The 16,912-nt window shown below is 31.2% G+C and carries 12 protein-coding genes, 1 tRNA gene and 3 pseudogenes; 13 read left to right on the top strand and 3 right to left on the bottom strand.

The window, feature by feature from the left end; genetic code table 11:
- Nucleotides 1-625 (bottom strand): AraC family ligand binding domain-containing protein (locus A5883_RS19485; protein WP_254907842.1); only part of this gene is annotated, 625 nt, incomplete at its 3' end.
- A gap of 282 nt (nucleotides 626-907) precedes the next feature.
- Between A5883_RS19485 and A5883_RS11760 the strand changes: the two genes are divergently transcribed.
- Together A5883_RS11760 and A5883_RS11755 are read left to right on the top strand one after the other, a co-directional pair.
- Nucleotides 908-2,104: an IS110 family transposase gene (locus A5883_RS11760; protein WP_086338629.1), complete on the top strand. Its 1,197-nt coding sequence runs from the start codon at nucleotides 908-910 to the stop codon at nucleotides 2,102-2,104.
- A 239-nt stretch (nucleotides 2,105-2,343) separates the two neighbouring features.
- Nucleotides 2,344-3,699, top strand: a complete 1,356-nt coding sequence (locus A5883_RS11755; protein ID WP_086338628.1) for a PTS sugar transporter subunit IIC — start codon at nucleotides 2,344-2,346, stop codon at nucleotides 3,697-3,699.
- Between the two features lie 205 nt (nucleotides 3,700-3,904).
- On the opposite strand, the pseudogene A5883_RS19825 reads toward A5883_RS11755, so the two are convergent.
- Nucleotides 3,905-4,070: pseudogene (locus tag A5883_RS19825) on the bottom strand (ISL3 family transposase); the annotation flags it as partial.
- A gap of 416 nt (nucleotides 4,071-4,486) precedes the next feature.
- Between A5883_RS19825 and A5883_RS19820 the strand changes: the two are divergent.
- From A5883_RS19820 to A5883_RS11715, 9 genes and pseudogenes are all read left to right on the top strand, one after another.
- Nucleotides 4,487-5,531, top strand: a pseudogene (locus A5883_RS19820) (transposase); the annotation flags it as partial.
- A 79-nt stretch (nucleotides 5,532-5,610) separates the two neighbouring features.
- Nucleotides 5,611-5,823, top strand: coding sequence for a hypothetical protein (locus A5883_RS11745; protein ID WP_141108403.1), 213 nt, complete (start codon nucleotides 5,611-5,613; stop codon nucleotides 5,821-5,823).
- 1,438 nt (nucleotides 5,824-7,261) lie between these two features.
- Nucleotides 7,262-8,200, top strand: a complete 939-nt coding sequence (locus tag A5883_RS11740; protein ID WP_086338626.1) for a metal ABC transporter solute-binding protein, Zn/Mn family — start codon at nucleotides 7,262-7,264, stop codon at nucleotides 8,198-8,200.
- Nucleotides 8,197-10,761 carry a pneumococcal-type histidine triad protein gene (locus tag A5883_RS11735; RefSeq protein WP_086338625.1) on the top strand — a complete coding sequence of 855 codons (2,565 nt, stop codon included), beginning with the start codon at nucleotides 8,197-8,199 and terminating at the stop codon, nucleotides 10,759-10,761. The genes A5883_RS11740 and A5883_RS11735 overlap by 4 nt, the downstream gene beginning before the upstream one ends.
- Nucleotides 10,762-11,029: 268 nt before the next feature.
- Nucleotides 11,030-11,182 (top strand): LPXTG cell wall anchor domain-containing protein, encoded by a 153-nt coding sequence (locus A5883_RS19710; RefSeq protein WP_141108417.1) that lies wholly within the window; start codon nucleotides 11,030-11,032, stop codon nucleotides 11,180-11,182.
- A 1,488-nt stretch (nucleotides 11,183-12,670) separates the two neighbouring features.
- Entirely contained in the window at nucleotides 12,671-12,907 is a 237-nt protein-coding gene (locus tag A5883_RS19705) for a group II intron maturase-specific domain-containing protein (protein WP_369596882.1), read from the top strand.
- Between the two features lie 60 nt (nucleotides 12,908-12,967).
- Nucleotides 12,968-13,329 (top strand): annotated as a pseudogene (gene tnpA, locus A5883_RS11725) (IS200/IS605 family transposase).
- A 431-nt stretch (nucleotides 13,330-13,760) separates the two neighbouring features.
- A complete protein-coding gene (locus A5883_RS11720; RefSeq protein WP_086338623.1) occupies nucleotides 13,761-14,156 on the top strand; it encodes an RNA polymerase sigma factor in 396 nt (131 codons plus the stop codon).
- Complete coding sequence (locus A5883_RS11715; RefSeq protein WP_086338622.1) at nucleotides 14,150-14,395, top strand: helix-turn-helix domain-containing protein; 246 nt, start codon at nucleotides 14,150-14,152, stop codon at nucleotides 14,393-14,395. Before A5883_RS11720 ends, A5883_RS11715 begins: the two co-directional genes overlap by 7 nt.
- A gap of 654 nt (nucleotides 14,396-15,049) precedes the next feature.
- On the opposite strand, the gene A5883_RS11710 is transcribed toward A5883_RS11715, so the two are convergent.
- Nucleotides 15,050-15,122 (bottom strand) — tRNA-Lys (locus A5883_RS11710).
- A 73-nt stretch (nucleotides 15,123-15,195) separates the two neighbouring features.
- On the opposite strand from A5883_RS11710, the gene A5883_RS11705 reads away from it, so the two are divergent.
- Both A5883_RS11705 and A5883_RS11700 read left to right on the top strand, forming a co-directional pair.
- Nucleotides 15,196-15,426: a helix-turn-helix domain-containing protein gene (locus A5883_RS11705; RefSeq protein WP_086338621.1), complete on the top strand. Its 231-nt coding sequence runs from the start codon at nucleotides 15,196-15,198 to the stop codon at nucleotides 15,424-15,426.
- A 43-nt stretch (nucleotides 15,427-15,469) separates the two neighbouring features.
- A complete protein-coding gene (locus A5883_RS11700; protein ID WP_086338620.1) occupies nucleotides 15,470-16,639 on the top strand; it encodes a tyrosine-type recombinase/integrase in 1,170 nt (389 codons plus the stop codon).
- Nucleotides 16,640-16,912 lie beyond the last annotated feature (273 nt).

Raw genomic sequence — 16,912 nt, 5'->3', positions numbered from 1 at the left:
GTTTATATAGCTGACTGTAACTTATGTTAAAATATTGAGCTATTTTTTTTGGAGAAATATCGTTCATATAATGGTTATTAATATAGTCAATAATGTTAACTTGAGTTGGTTTATTTGTGATTAAAGAAGGTGCTAAAAAAGCTTTTTTAATATAATACAAAAAATTATATATACTTGCTATATTTCTTAATTCTTTTAAAGTTTCCGGTTCATCAATTAGTTCTCTATTTTCACATACTATTTTCAATAGTATGTTTTTTATTTTTTTATTCATATTCTTAGTCAAGCTAACTGTATGAGTATTTAGTAAAGTTGTTTCTTTCAAAAATTCAGAAGTCTTATCACCTTGTATACCTAACCAAATCAGTGTCCAAGGTTCCTTTTTATCTGTATAATACTTCACTTTTTGACCTTGAAAAAAAAAGAAAATATCGTGTTCTTTAAGTTCAAAATGTTGAGCTTCTACTTCTAAGAATCCCTTGCCAGATAAAACATAATGAAATATCCATTTTTGTTGAACTATATAATTACGAATAGAAGATTTGGGATGATAAGATTCATATCCGCATTGAGAAAGAGAAATTGGAGCAGAAACTGAGCTATTATGATACCAAAAATCTTCCATCATTATCTCCTTATATTTAAATTACTCAATTAAGCAGCCATTCCGTTTTAATTAGCTGTTATTTTATCTATAATTGAGTTAGGTGCTGTGGACTAGTATGCATCTCCACCAGATTCCTTTGGAATACTGTTTTAGAAAGGCTCTAGCCACAGCTCTTTGTCATATTGTTAATAAGTTTGTTAGCGCATGGCATCTGTCTGTGACGCTTGATTGATCACAAGATTACATAGGCAAAGAGTAAGTGGAGCACAGCGTAAATTTAATCTGTCAGGAGTGGTTCTTATGTTGTACGTTGGAATAGACGTTGCCAAGCACAAACATGACTTAGCGGTCATTGATACTGAAGGAACGATTTTTGTCCGTCATCTTCAGATTGAAAATAATCGTGAAGGATTTACAAAGCTTCAAATGACGCTTGCCAATCTGCAGAAAACAACCGGTGAAGACATACAAATCGCCTTAGAAGATACCGGTCATTATTGCTTCAATATCCTACGCTTCCTTAGGACGCAAGGATACCCAACCTACAGCTATAATCCGTACTTAATCAAAGAATTTGCCAAAAATCAAAGTTTGCGAAAAATCAAAACCGATAAAAAAGATGCCATAACGATCGCTCGAAAACTACGAACAGATCTTGATAAACAATCATTTAGTGCTAACCCTTCAATGATTGAGTTGAAGTATTTAACTCGACATACAGCCAGATTGAAAGAGGATTGTACTCGAAAAAAAGTAAGCTACACACGCATTCTAGATATTCTCTTTCCGGAACTCGCACCTTCTTTGGGTTCTTCTTCTGCGAAACACCAATCCTATGTGTACGCAATCTTGAAAGAATATCCTTCTGCTAAAAAGCTAGGAAATGCACATTTAACGAAGCTGACGAATCTTATTTCAGCGCACTCAAAGGGCCGCTTTGGAAAAGAACAGGCGGTCAAGCTCAAAGCACTCGCGCAAGCCTCTATTGGTCAAGAGTCCCCTGCATTAGAATTTGAACTCCTTCAAACCATTGATACCATTCAGTACCTTACGACTATGCGGGACGAAGCAGAGAAGGAAGTCGCTCGATTAATGAATGAAATCGATTCCCCACTTTTAACGATTCCTGGCATTGGTTTTAAATTAGGGAGTGTCATTCTTGCCGAAATTCGGGATATTAAGAATTTTCGTTCGCCGAATCAGTTACTTGCTTATGCAGGCGCAGAACCTTCAGTCTCCACTTCTGGAATGAATCAAACGGAAACTGGACGAATGGTCAAACGTGGCTCTTCGCAATTACGCTGGGCATTGCATGAGTCCGCCAGGCTCATGTCTATTTGGTCGCCGTCTATGCGTGTCTATTTCCAGAAAAAACTAGCGGAAGGAAAACACTACAATGTCGCAATTAGTCATGTCGTAAGAAAACTGGTGCGTATCATTTATCAATTACTGAAAGATAATAAACCCTATGAGGAACAGAAGATGATCGTTAATTGATCCTTTCAAAAATTACCTTTGTCTAGGGTTTCTTTGTCATGCCTTCAAACTACATCCAAACTATGTTATTCAAACTTTTCATTTTGTGCTTGACTCAATATAGTTTGTCTTTATAGAACTAATTATGAAGAAAATACCATGTTTTAAGTATAAATTATCATGTTCAAATAGTCAAAAACAATTATATACTAAAATTTAGATAGCGCTTTCTAAATTTTATATTCAAAGGAGTTAATGCAATGGGTGAGAAAATAATGGATACAATTCAGAGTAAAATTTTACCTATGGCTACTAAAATTGGGAATCAACGATTTTTAGTAGCTTTGAGAGATTCGTTTATAGGGACAATGCCTATAGTAATGACAGGTTCAATTGCGTTGTTAATCAATGCTTTTTTGGTTGATATTCCTGATCAGTTTAATTTACAAAAGATTACGTCGGTTTTTCAATGGTTGGTGGATATTAATAACTTGGTTTTTAAAGGTAGCATTTCTATTGTATCTTTGCTTTTTATTTATTGTTTAGGAGTAAATATTGCCAAAATATATAAAACAGATACTTTGTCTTCAGGACTAGTCGCACTGTCTTCATTTATTATTTCCATAGGTAATTCTATGACTTCAACTTACAATTTATCGAATAATGATAATATTGACTTAACAACACTATTTACTGGGGTTGAGGGAATAAAAGTTACAGGTAGCAGTTTAAATGTGACTATATCAGGATTGTTGCCTGGTACTCAAATTAATTCAAATGGTTATTTTACTGCAATAATCATAGGTTTTTTATCTTCAATTATTTTTTGTAAACTCATGAATAAAAATTGGACAATTAAATTACCTGATACAGTTCCTCCAGCTATTGCTAAACCATTTTTATCAATAATTCCAGCTCTAGTTTCATTGTATATAGTAGCTATTTTTACTTTTTCATTCACTAAAATTACGGATTTATTAATTATAGATTGGATATACAAAGTATTACAAACACCGATGTTAGGCTTATCTCAAAGTTTTCTTGCAGTGGTATTAGTGGCAATCTTAACACAATTTTTCTGGTTTTTCGGTATTCATGGTGGAAATGTTATGGCGCCTATTATGGAAGGTGTATTTGGAGTGGCTCTATTAGCTAATTTAGAAGCTTATCAAAACAATGAAACTATTCCTTATGTTTGGACAAGCGTATCATACGGGTCGTTTGTCTGGTATGCAACTTTAGGTTTATTAATTGCGATTTTTTGGGTATCAAAAAATAGTCATTATAAAGAAGTTGCAAAACTTGGAATTATGCCTGTTTTGTTTAATATTGGTGAACCAGTAATGTATGGATTACCTACTGTATTAAATCCTATTTTATTTATTCCATTTTTATTATGTCCTGCTGTAATGTCTAGTGTGGCTTATTTAGCAACAGATTTAGGTTGGGTTTCTCCAGTAACACAAAATGTAACTTGGGTAATGCCACCGATCTTATATGGCTTCTTTTCGACAGGATTTGATTGGAGATCAATTATTTTATCAATTATTAATTTAATTTTAGCCATGTTAATTTATTTGCCATTTGTAAAGATGGCTAACAATGAAACTATTTAACAAGTAAGAAAAGATAAAGTTATACCCATAGTGATAATTCCTTTTTTGACGAAAAATGATTTGAAATATTGTTAAATCAACAAAAAACGTCTATATTAGATATTGTTTTTTTGAAATTTTGAGTCTAGTATAGGCGTTTAATAAAATATGGTTTTAAGTCAATTAGTGTTACCTCGGTGCTTCCTTTTTTAGGAGATCGAACGTTCTTACATAGGTTCTGTTGGATTAACACTCGTTTACGAAGATGAAGGAACGTTCGAAAGTTGCTTAATCACTTTGATCAGAGTGCTTTTCCCTTTTAGTTTTCCGTTGAAATAAGGATATTTTACGGAAATGATGGTTGCTTTCCGATGTTTATTAAGATGGGTAACGGTATTTTAAAACCCGCATTTATCTGTTGTTTACCCGATATATTGTTAAGTAATCTGTTTGTAATTTTATTTGTTTCTTGTTACAAGGAGCATATGGTTCGGTGAAGTAAAACTGAATGCCATTAAGTATCTCTGTTATTTCTGAACGATTATTTAGAAGTGACAGGATGTTCGTGGATAAGATTTGATATCTGTATTTTCCTCTTTTCAATCTTGTATGTTTATATGTGTAGCTTTGTTTTTCAAGCACAACTAACTGTGACAAAGAGCACGTAAACTTATTTTTGGATGAGTGACTTGTTTGTGTAGAGCTTTGTAGTCCCTATATAGTTTTTCTAATATCAAGGTAGATTCTCACGATGTTAAAAACCGTGTATCCAAACTGCTGTGGTATTGATGCACATAAATAGTTCGTTATCGCTATGATCGCAATCACTGACAGCAAAAGAATTACTAAATACAAGTGTCGTTGCTTTTTAACGTTTATGAATTCGTTGAAAGAGTTGAAAAAAAGTTTGATTTCCATTCTTATTTTCACGTTTGTATGGAATTTACTACTAAGTATTTGGGTCCACTCTATAACTTCTTTGAGGACGAAATGGCCTAGCCTAAATATGTCAAAGCGATTCGGATTTATTCCGATACCGAATGAAGCGGATCTATCTTTAAATTAGTGAAAAACGTTATCAGAACAGTTTGATTTTGTTAAATCTTCAAATTGTTAGTGTTATTTTCGATCCTTTAGGAAAGCCCGCTCAAAAAGTATTCAGAGTATTCTAGACAAGATTGATGAGAAAACTGATATAGCTATAATGATTTACTGTCGTATGCAAGTTTCTATTGAAGAATTAGAGATTTCAATGGTTGGTGAGCTATCTGATGAACAAGTAGAGAGACTGTACGTAATCAAAGTTCACTATGATGCGATTACTTTATGAAAAAAATCTCGAAGAGATGATCACTGAGTTAGGTAAAGAATATGCGCACTAACAAGAGTTGATTTAAACCGTTCTTGGATTTAAAAATTCTCTAACTGAGTTACGGGGAATTTCGGAAATCGACATTGTTATGAATCAGTTTTCTTCTGTTAGGCACCTCTATTCATAGGATGGGGTAGTTCCTGTTAACAACTAAAGTGCTGGTAAGAAATACTCCACACGAATATTTAAACGTGGTTGCTACCCGAAGCTTTTACTGGTTGAAGTTGCTAATGCAGTCGTAAAGTCTAACAAATTTTTAGAATGTAGAAATAGATAGCTCCAACGTAAGAAACGTAGAGGGCATAAGAAAGCAATAATTACGATTGCTCGTCAGTTGCTTGTGGTGATCTATCATATTTTGAGAAAAGATGAGGTATATAATCCTAATCCGTATCACTATCACGAATATTTCATTCCCAATAGAAAGTTGTCTATTCAGGAATATGCAAATTCACAAGAAAATATCGAAAAAACTGTTGCAAATATTCAGTATTTAAACTGTTCGGTACTTATTGACACTAAAGATAAAATGATTTCTATAAAGAAAGAAGAGTATGAAATTGAATAAAGCAATAATAATAAATATATTAAATCAATCAACATTTCAGATAAATTTATCAATAATTCCAAGGGTGGGAGAAACTTTAAAAATTGAAGGGTTTGATGACAATATTTTATTAATACATGGTATTTGCTATGATTTAAGAGAAGGATTAGTTTGTTTGTTATTTGTGGAGCCTATAAATGAAATATATTGGAGGAACGATATTTAGGAATAATATGATATACGTTAATAAAAATTATTCTATACACTAACATATAATGTGAAAAGAAGTTAAATCTTATGTTGAAATTTATATGAATAAGGTAGTATCTATTTTAATTTCTTGATAATTATTTTATTTATAGATGAAATATCTCGTGTATTATTAACTGTTTAAGCATTATAGTTCAGCTTTCAATTTAGTCACCTGACCACTTCGCCTATAATTCTTTTGTGTGTAAATAAAGTAGTTTTATGAGTGCACTCTTTTTAGAGAGCACTCTTTTTTAGGCTTTTTTGAAACCTAAATTAACATTTTCAACTGTATTTGTAGTGTGTATAATTTTCCGAATGGTACTGCTGCGATTTTGTTTATAGCTCTCGTCCCTTCCCTACACTCTTGTGCAATTCTTTTTCAAAGAAATGAAAAAGCAGATTAGATGTTATTTTCGTTTGTGTGGAAGGAGAATCCAATGCTATTGTCAGCTTCTATTATTTCATTGAGAATAAAGATGTGAAACGAGGTTGTGATGTGATTGGAAAAGGTATTTATATTTTTGAAACGATATGAATCATTGTCATAGGCATAATCGTTATCTTTTGCAGAAATAAATTCTATTTATGACAGAAAAATGAAGTACAGATTGCTCTTGTTTACTTTATTTTTGTTGTTCTGGATTATTTTAGTGTTGATCTAGAATATGATTATTTCATGACATTGATGGAGAAGAGTATGTGTCAGTTGTAGATGATGCGACTGTCAATTTTTTTGATATCGTGCAAAGAAAGAATCATTTCTATAATTGAAACCGGTCACGTTACGATAATTTTGATAAATATGAATACAAAATAGATTATCATCATTACTATTAAAAACAAAGAATATGTTTTTGTTGCTTACTACAGATGGGAGTATTCATGAGTAAAATCAGAAAAGGATTTGTTGTTTTTGACATATATTGCACTTTTAATTTGTATGTAGCTGTTGCTATAGCTAGTGAATTTGTATGATTGATGCAGATCTCATTGAACTTAGGATATCGTTTTTTTGATTTAATCGTAGAATAATCGGTGATTCGAGGAAATACTAAGTGAATCAAATGGTGGTGCAACAACTGATAAAGCTTTTTTATTTGTAAAAGAACTTTACTGTAAAGTATAAACTCTGTTAGTTTTTGCAATTGGTTATATTGTTATGTTATTTTGGCGAAAGATCTATTTTGTTTGTTGTGACATAGGATTTGACGAACTTATCTTACTTGGTTTGTCGTTTGAATAAACAATATAAATAAGATTTGTTACAGTATTATTAAAGTCAGAAAATATGTTGTATTAATTAAAAAATGATTGACAAATAATACAGTGTTTGTTAAATTTTTACTGCAAATAGTAATCGTTACGATTTGATTTGCGTAAAATGTAGTGAAATATTAGAGAGGAGACTATTGATGAAGAAATGTAAGATTTTACTGTTATTTTCCCTTACATTCGGACTTATACTTTTATGTTCATGTAAGGACAATCATCATAATAACTTATCTACTGATAAGAATTTAGAAATTGTTACTAGTTTTTATCCTGTATATGCAATTACTAAAGAAATATGTGGAAATCTGAACGATGTACGGATGATTAATTCCATTAATGGTATACATTCTTATGAACCATCTGCTGCGGATATAAAGGCAATTAATGATTCAGATGTTTTTATTTTTCATTCTAGGACTTTAGAAAGTTGGGCACGTAATTTGAAAGAAACCTTTAATAACGAGCAGGTAAAAATTATTGAGGCATCTGACGGACTAAATCTAAAGAGGGTGCAAGGTTTAGAAGATATTGAGGTAACTGAAGGTATAGATGAAAAAAGTTTGTATGATCCGCATACTTGGTTAGATCCTATATTAGTTAAAGATGAAGCAAGGATTATTGCTCAGAAGTTATCTGAATTGGATCCTAAAAACAAAAAAGAGTACTTAAAAAATGCAGATACATTTGGTAAAGAAGTTATAGAAATATCTAGTAATTATGATGAAAGATTCAAAAAGGTCAAGAGCAGAACTTTTGTTACACAACATACAGCATTTTCTTATATAGCAGAAAGGTATAATTTGAAGCAATTGGGAATTTCTGGGATAGAGGATGAAGAACCTAGTCCTAAACGTATGGCTGAAATTTCAGAATTTGTAAAAGAAAATAATGTTAAGACTATTTTTGCGGAACCACAAACTTCGAGAAAAAAGGCAGAGACTGTTGCTAAATCAACAGGGGCAAAAATAAAAATTCTTAATCCACTAGAAGCGGATCCTCAAAATAATAAAAGGTATTTAGAAAATTTAGAAGATACTTTAAATACTATTGCTGAAGATTTAGAAGGGGATAAACAATGAAATACAGAACGAAATTAATTACTATAGGTTGTTTTATTGCATTAGGATTTGGTGTATGCGGATATACCTTGGCTTCATTTCAACATGGACAAGTCGATTCAAGAGATAATCGTGTTCATTATATTGATGATAGTGAATCAAGCAATATAGAGCAGTTTTCTAGTAATGACGAGTCATCAAAGGCACAGACGGCCAAGTTAAATAGTGAAGAAGGTATAGATGCAGAACAAATTGTTGTAAAGATTACAGATGATGGATATGTTACTTCTCATGGGGATCATTTTCATTACTATAGTGGAAAAGTACCTTATGATGCTTTAATTAGTGAAGAACTAGTAATGAAAGATCCGAATTATAAATTAAAAAAAGAAGATATTGTAAGTGAACATGAAAATGGATATATAATAAAGGTTAATGGCAAATACTATCTATATCTGACCGATCCTCAAAATGCAACTAATATAAGAACCAAGGAAGAGATTATTGAGCAGCAAAAAGGTACAAAGGATAAAGGAATCATGACTAGTTCTGGGCATAAAAATAAAGAAGGGCGGTATACAACAGATGATGGCTATGTGTTTACACCAGAAAGTATAGTTGAAGATACTGGAGATGCTTTTATTGTATCTCATGGAGATCATTTTCATTATGTGCCTAAGGCGGATTTATCATCCTGGGAATTAGAGTTAGCTAACAAATGGTTGTCAGGAAAAGGTATTTCTTCAGTCCATATTCCTAAAACACAAAATACGTCAATTGTGAGGGACAGAGATGGCAATATGGTTGATTTGAAGCTCAACTATAATGATAATTATTTTAATTCCAAAGAAAACTTAAATAAGGGAATTCACATTTATCCCAATAATATTATTAGTAAAACATCTACCCATCATGGTCTAGTAAGGAAATCGAGCAATGTAAATACATCTTCACTAAGTAATAATGCTATAGGAAATGCTATGGATAAATGGTATAAATTACCTGAAAGCCAAAGACACAAAGAAAAAGATGGTCTAGTATTTGATCCACGTATTGTAATTGAAAGAAAAGCTTTTGGTTATGTGTTGCCTCATGGAGATCATTACCATATTATTCCGTTTTCTCAATTATCAAAAATTGAAATTGAAGCAGCAGAAGCAGTAATAAATGCTAAACAAAGAGGAATAAAAATTCCTAGCCAGAAAGAATTGTCCCAAAATAAAAAAGATGAAAAAATAAAAAAAACAAATAAAAAACGAATATTTCATAAGTTTTTTGGGAATAATATAGAAGCTTATGGTAAAGGATTAGATGGGAAACCGTATTTTACCAGTGATGGTTATACATTTACAGCAAGTTCCATTATTGATGTTGATGAGCATGGGGTTGTTGCTAAGCATGACGATCATATTCATTATTTTGGATTAGGCGAATTAGAACAGAATGAATTAGCTATGATAGAAAAATGGACTAAAGAAAATAAAAAAACAATAGTCAGTTCAGAGATAAATTCTGATGATGAGAAACCTGCGTTTGACCACAACAAAATTATTATTAAAAATAAAAACATGTATGTTGTCAAGGATAATAACCAGGTATATAGTTATTCATCTGAATCTTTGGATTTAAATCAACGAGCTTTTGCTGAATTAAAAACATCTGAATTAAATAATGGAAATTACAAGTTTTCAATAGTTCCTCCAAAGGATGGAGAGCTGGCACCAGCTTTGTTGGTTAATGTTGATCAGCTACCAATGCATGTTGGTAATGCTACTATTGATACCGGTAAGGAGTTTATCATTCCTCATATTGATCATATACACGTAGTTAGATATTATCAACTAAAGCCTGAAGAATTAGCAACTGTTAAGTATTTAATGCAAAATCCTGAAGTTAGACCAGATCCGTGGATCGCTGCTCATGGAAGTGAAGATCAAACTGATAAATATTCTCAGTTGAAGTATATAGTTAATGTTACTCCGAAGGAAGAAAGAGAAAACTTGAAAAATTGGCAAATTATTCATTCTGTAGAAGAAGTCAAACAAGCTTGGAGGGAAGGAAGATATGCAACAACAACTGGATATATCTTTTCTCCGCAAGATATTCTTGATGAACAAACTTATGTTTTTTCAGATTCTTATACAATTCCTACTCCGTATGGAATATTTAAAAGTATATTAAAAACTGAATTATCATCGAGTGAACTGAAAAATGCAATTGAAATGGAAAATAAAATCAAAGAAAAAAATATGAATAAAGAAAAGAAAGATTTTGTAAATAAAGTTGATTTTCCTCAGTATAAAGGAAAAAATGAAAATATAGACAAAGAGTCATCAGAGATAAAAGTTGAAGGAAATGCCAGTCACGATTCAGAGCCTTCTTTAGACAAGAAGAGTAAAAATGAGGAACAGAAATCAGAGCCTTCTTTAGAGAGTGATATTCAAAATGAAGATCAGATTTTAGATTCATCAGATTCATTTATTGAAAATAAAAAGAATGTGGAGGGAGAAAATAAAAATTCAATACAAATAACAGAAAGTGGTAAAGCTAATTATCAAATAGAAGAAAATGAAAATAATTAAGCAGAAATAAAGTTGAGCTGAATGAATCAATCATTAATAATTGTTAACCTCAGTTTTAGAGGAGAAACAGTAAAAGAGTTTAAAGAATTAGCAGATAATCAATTGAATATTTGTTTTGATTAGTTAATAGTGAAACAGATTAACTAAACCTCTTTTTTATTAAATATTTTAGAAGTAGCGGATACCTTAGCATCTCTAAAATAAAGTTGATCTTGTTAAATAAGGGAATACTGATAAATTAGGCAATACAAGTGAATCAAAAGCTACTATTGTTTCATATCAAAAGAAATCAGCATTAGTTTTCTTTGAAGAATTATCTAAAACGGGCGAAGCAAGTAATAGTTTGTATACTTTTACTGGTGGACCTATTTTTATGAGCATATTGAAATTACTTGGTTATAAAAAGAAAGAGCATGAATAGAAGTTAGAAGCTATTCATGCTCAGAAGAGAAGAGCTTTTCATTTATGATTTTAGTCAATTTTGTTCGTGTAGCGTACGAAACAAAAAAGTACTTTTCTACTTGTGGTCGAGATATCTTTAGCGATAAAAACTCCTTTCAATATACTAATAGTGGTTATCAACCGCATATTAGATCGAAAGGAGTTTTTTTTGTTTAACGATGATAAAAGTTTAGCATATAGTGTGTCCTGAATGTGAGGGGAATTGAAGGAGGAAAGGTATTTCCTAGGCAATGCTTTTTAAAAGATGGAAGTAGGTCTTCCATAGTTGATATGCAGGTATAGGCTTTTGAAAGGAATAGGGGAATCCTGATTTGTAATAATAAGTGAAACATTCAAGCAAACACATATGCGAGAATGAAAGCAATTAGGAATAAATCAGGTATGAAAGAATTTGTAGTGAAGGGATCTATTATCACAACTTCTTTTATTTAACAAACAAGTGAATGAGAGCATTTTATGAAGTGAGGGAAATAATTTAAAACTACACAGAACAAAGCATTATATGCATACAAACATGTAAAACAAATAAAGGTGCGAATGGGATTTATGACGTTGGTCTTCATACATTTGACAAAAAATGAAAAGATCAATTAAACAGATTATGGAATCGAATAACATTTGGAAGTTATTTCTCGAAAGCTGTTAGAGGTGTTGGTATTTCAAAGAGAATTGGAAAGACTAGTCTTTTAGACATTCTAATAATAGAAGATCGTGTTGTTCAAATGATAGTCAGAAATCGAATAGAACTTAGGTTAGAAAAAAATTTTTAGAAAACTTCTACGGTTACAGATTGAATTAATCTGCGTTAGTTACTATTAGAATTACGAGAACGAGGTGTTTCAAATATCCTTGGATTGTCGAATTTGATAGTGTAGGGTTATTTGATTTTATCAACCATGAAAAAATACTAGTAATTATGAGCAGAAATGTTAAAGAAAATGGTTTTATTGTATTATCAAAGATTTATAACAGCTCCAATTCGATTATCAAATGGTGAGAAGAAAGAAAATTTGGTACATCTCAAGGAAGTGTTATCCGTCCAATTCTAACCAATTCATATATACACTATGAATTTGACTTGTGTATGAGAACGATATTTCCAGAAAATCCATGGTGAGATATGTAGATGATGGCCTGATTTAGTATACCGAAAATGTAAGTATTCTATCTTATGAAAGAAATGAAAAAAACGAATGAAAGATTGTTTTCTTGAAATTTATCTATGTAAAAGAAAAATTGTTTAAAAGAAAAATGATTAGTCAAATGAAGAAAATAGTTTTGAATTTCTGGGCTACTTCCTTCGAAATCGATTATGTAAAAATTGATATGGCGTTTATTTCACAGGATTTATTCCAGCAGTAAGTAAAAGTGCCGCAAAGAGTTTCAGAAACAAAACTAAGTTAGCTATAAAAGAAGCGAATACCACTTTGATTATCTGCTTGCTGGAGTGGAGAGTTCGAATCTCATTATTCGAGGATGGATTAATTATTTTATGAGGTTCAATAAAAGTGAAGTTATCAGGAAAAGAAGTAATTATATGAATCTGACATTGATAAGATGGTTAAGAAAAACACACAAATCGGCCAAAAATCGATTGAATAAACCGCAAAGACTACTAAGAAGAATGTCATCAAAAAGTAGTCCAAATCTCTTCTATCATACGGAAATGACTATATGCCAATGAATTGATAATAAGAGCTGTATGATGGGAGACTATCACGTACTGTTCCGTGAGAGGCTTGAGGTGAGATCCCTCTTGACTATACGACCGAGATGGAATTATAAGGATCACATAGTTTTCACCCCGAAGTATCGACGAGAAGTGATTTATGGAAAGTTAAGAACAAGTATTGTCAGATAGTAAAATAATTATGTGAGATGAAAGATGTTGAAATTATTGAAGTTCACGCGATGCCTAATCACATTCATTTGTTAGTAAGAATACTGCCGAAGATCCCTATTTACAGCTTTGTGGACTACTTAAAAGGATGAAGTGTAACCTTAATCGATGAAAAACATGCGAATTTGAAATATAAATATAGAAATAAAAGTTTTCGGTCTAAAGGGTATTATGTGCGTGCGTTTGGGTTTAATAAATACAATTAAAAAATATACTTGGAAATAAGAGGCAGAGAATCGAATTAGAGACACTATAAGTAATCAATAGTACATAGATCTATTTAAATAATGAAAGAGAGATAGGGATGTGAGTGGTTGGTGCTCATATAAAAGATTTTTTAAGAGGATATTGAGTAGTGAATTCTTCTAGATCTGTTAAAAAACTGGTTTTGTGTGTGGATATTTACTTTATTTCTATCCCTATTCGTTTGATTTCCTTCTAAAAATGTAAATTCTTATAACTTAAGAAGAACTGTAAAGACCCATTTATTTATTCTATTGCAAAATATAAGATGTTATTGAAACGATATATAGACTCAAAATATTAAGTTCATTTTATTTATTTTTTTTATTTTTCGAAAAAAAGGCACTTTCTGATCGTTGTATTAGTGGAAAGGGGATAAAAGGAGCATATTATCATGCAACGAAACGATATATCTATACAGCACCAGTTTGATGCCTACTGCAAAAAAGTATTACGAAATGAAGCTAAGTCTATTAGAAAACAAAACTCTAGAATAAAGGAAAATGAGGAACCGCTGAATGATGCAAATGAAGGTAAGTATATACAAACTAATTTTGATGAGCAAGATATTTATTCCTTATTTGGAATGGATATCTTGATTTCAGATCAAAAGCTATCAGCAGCAATTGATCAGTTATCGAATTTAAGAAGAAAAATTATTTTGCTTTATTATTTTGCAGGTTTTAATGATACTGAAATCGGTAAAATTCTTAATATGAGTACTAGTGGTATCTGGTATCAACGAACGAAGGCAGTTGAGCAATTGAGAATGGAGTATGGCTTATGGTAGACAAACAAAGAAATCGACATTATCCATTAGTCCCAACATCCATTATCTTATCTGCTATGGAAGAAGATCCAATTTCGATCAAAATGATACTTAAACACTATCATAATTATATGGCTAAGTTGTGTTTAACAAATGGATTTAATGAGGTCGGTCAATTTATTACCTATGTAGATGAGTATATGTTGAGACAGCTAGAAATTAAATTAATAAAAGCTATGGTGAGATTCAAAATTAACTAATTAAAATAGTCCCCTTTCCACTTTTTTCTACCTAAAAGAATCTACTAATCTAGCCAATATTAAAAGATTCTTTTAGGTAGAAAAACTATTGGTCATTGAAAATTATATAAATTCTATCAGTACGTTAACATTTCAAGGAGCATATTTTAGTTGCGCCATGATCTCTTATTGTAAAGAAGGAGCGATTAAAATTCTAAAATAATTTTTATAGTCAATAAAAAGCGATGATTTGAAGTTGGGATAATGATACTTCCGTAAGGCTCGCCGTAAACTTGGGGAGAGGTGAAATTCCTATGTGCTTGTGACAAAAGCAGCTGATTAAGAATTGTTTTCACATGTTGATTTCAACATTTTTTATTATTTTTAAGACTTGAGTAATATAACAATTATAAAAAATTACAAAACTATACTGAAAATGAAATGTCAAAACATACCTATTTAAATTTAAGTACTATAAAAACTAAATTTACATGATGCTATTTACTTTAGCGATTTCATTACTCATAATCATTTTTTACCTAAAAAATAGATTATAGTATTTTGGTTGGAAACAGGGATACTATAGTATTTTTGTGGAACAAAAAAATACAGTATATACGTTTTCTAAATGCTAAGCACCAACGTTTTTACTGTATTTAAGGGTTTGGCACCCAATGGGCTGTGAGGGGCTCGAACCCGCGACCCGATGATTAAGAGTCATCTGCTCTACCAACTGAGCTAACAGCCCAATTTAATACTTTGTTATTTTAACACTTAAATGAAAAAAGTTCAATACTTATTATCAGATTGGAAGTGAATTTATGGATTTTCAAGATTATGAAAAAATATTTGAGAGTTATCCATCTCTATTGAAAATTACTGATTTGACTAAAATGTTGAATATTGGAAGAAATAAAGCTTACGATCTGCTGAGAGATAGATCAATAGAAAATATAAAAATTGGAACAAGGTATAAAATTCCTAAAAAAGCTGTGATTGAGTACTTATTAAAAATACAAGATGAGGGTAAAAATCATGCTATAATAGAATAGTCAAAATTTTTGCCGATATTTCAGTTTAAGAGGAGAGATTGAATTGAAATTAAGAGCAAACATAATTGAAAAAAGAGGGACATTACAAGTAGTTGTATCTTACAAAGACTCTAACGGAAAAATTAGACAAAAGTGGAAAGATACAAAATTAAAAAAGAAAGGAAATAAAAAACGAGCAGAAAAAATTAGAGATGAATTTTTATTAGAGTTGGAAAGTCAATTAGCTATGGAATGTGAATGTGCTAATCCAGATTTATTGTTTTATGACTATTTGCTTAATTATTTGGAAGTATCAAAAAAACAAGTAGAATTTAACACATATGTTGGGTATAAGCATTACGTCCATAATCGAATTTACAAGTTTTTCTACCCTAAAAAAATTAAGCTAAATAGGTTAAAGCCTTATCATTTACAGGATTTTTATCAATATATGCTTGATGATGACTGTACAGCCAATACGGTTATTCATTATCACGCATTTATACGCAAAGCTCTTCAAGAGGCTTTTATTACAGAAATGATAAGTACAAATGTAGCAGATAAAGTAAGAAAGCCAAAAAAGAAACAATTTGTTTCTCAAGTTTATAATCAACAAGAGATCTTGGAATTACTTGATATTTTGTCAGAAGAAAAGCTCTATTTAGTAGTTCTTTTAACAGCATTTTATGGATTGCGAAGAAGTGAAGTTTTAGGATTAAAATGGTCTGCTATTGATTTTTTAAACAAAAAAATCGTGATAAATCATGTGATTATAGAAAATCCAGAGAACATGTCCGAGTTAATAAAGAAAGATCAAACAAAGAACTCTTCCAGCTATCGTACGTTGCCTTTGGTTGAAACGATTGAACGAGCATTAGTAAATCAAGCGAAATGGCAACAAGATAATCGTATTCTTTTAGGAGACGATTATCTTTTAGAAGATAATGAGTACGTATTTACTATGGAAGATGGACGGTTGATGAAACCTCAATATGTAACGCATCGTTTGAGTAAATTGATTAAGAAAAATGGATTGAAAAAAATTCGCTTTCATGACTTGCGTCATTCTAATGCTTCAATAATGTTAGATAGTGGACAGAATATGAAATCCATTCAAGAATGGCTGGGACATGCATCGTATTCGACAACTGCTAATTTATATACGCATTTAACTGCAGGAGTAAAAGATTGTGCAGCAGAAGCGTTAGAAAACGCATTTGGGTTTAAAAAATAAAAAAACAAGAAAGAATATCTTTGCAGTGTTGTTTCTTATTTTTTTCGTTGGCAGTTTGTTGGCAATATGTTGCCAACAAAAAATGCACAAACTAAAAGCCTATTTATAAAGCTTTATAAATCTATTTTCACAAACAGAGCATTTGATTAAGAGTCAGCTGCTCTACCAACTGAGCTAACGGCCCGTACCAAAAGTACTTCATTATCTTAGCACTCCATTGTTGAAAAATCAATCATTCTTTTGAAAAAAATATGCGCTTTTTTCAGTTGAGAA

This window comes from Enterococcus sp. 5B3_DIV0040, assembly GCF_002140755.1.
In the GTDB taxonomy this organism is placed as follows: domain Bacteria; phylum Bacillota; class Bacilli; order Lactobacillales; family Enterococcaceae; genus Enterococcus_D; species Enterococcus_D casseliflavus.
This window is presented reverse-complemented; position numbering and strand designations above follow the sequence as displayed.

Coding starts and splice junctions, on each gene's coding strand:
- A5883_RS11755 (WP_086338628.1), top strand. CDS start 2,344: ATGGGTGAGAAAATAATGGATACAATTCAGAGTAAAATTTTACCTATG.
- A5883_RS11760 (WP_086338629.1), top strand. CDS start 908: ATGTTGTACGTTGGAATAGACGTTGCCAAGCACAAACATGACTTAGCG.
- A5883_RS11735 (WP_086338625.1), top strand. CDS start 8,197: ATGAAATACAGAACGAAATTAATTACTATAGGTTGTTTTATTGCATTA.
- A5883_RS11740 (WP_086338626.1), top strand. CDS start 7,262: ATGAAGAAATGTAAGATTTTACTGTTATTTTCCCTTACATTCGGACTT.
- A5883_RS11715 (WP_086338622.1), top strand. CDS start 14,150: ATGGTAGACAAACAAAGAAATCGACATTATCCATTAGTCCCAACATCC.
- A5883_RS11705 (WP_086338621.1), top strand. CDS start 15,196: ATGGATTTTCAAGATTATGAAAAAATATTTGAGAGTTATCCATCTCTA.
- A5883_RS11720 (WP_086338623.1), top strand. CDS start 13,761: ATGCAACGAAACGATATATCTATACAGCACCAGTTTGATGCCTACTGC.